1 pseudogene is annotated in these 319 nt (G+C 63.0%); it reads left to right on the forward strand.

The features are described 5' to 3' along the window. Positions 1 to 319 (forward strand): annotated as a pseudogene (locus tag EN807_RS33930) (IclR family transcriptional regulator); the annotation flags it as partial.

Below are 319 nucleotides of genomic sequence, written 5' to 3' on the forward strand. Positions count from 1 at the left end.
GGTATGGTCGCGTGCGACACGACCTACCAACTCTGTTCGTTCGGCGTCGAGACTTACCGTATGGGCTCAGCTTTCCTGCGCCGGCGCAAGCTCGTCGACCGGGCTCGCATCGTCATGCAGGAATTGATGGAAAAGACTGGCGAAACGGCCAATCTCGGCGTCGCCGAGGATGATTGCGTGGTTTTCGTCAACCAGGTCGAGACGCACCAGGCGTTCCGCGCTTTCTTTCGCCCAGGCACGCGCAGCCCTTTCCACGCTCCCGGAATCGGCAAGGCGGTGCTGGCGCATCTCGAGCCGGAACGGGTCGCCGCCATCCTGC

The organism is Mesorhizobium sp. M5C.F.Ca.ET.164.01.1.1 (assembly GCF_004792125.1).
Taxonomy (GTDB): Bacteria; Pseudomonadota; Alphaproteobacteria; order Rhizobiales; family Rhizobiaceae; genus Mesorhizobium; species Mesorhizobium wenxiniae.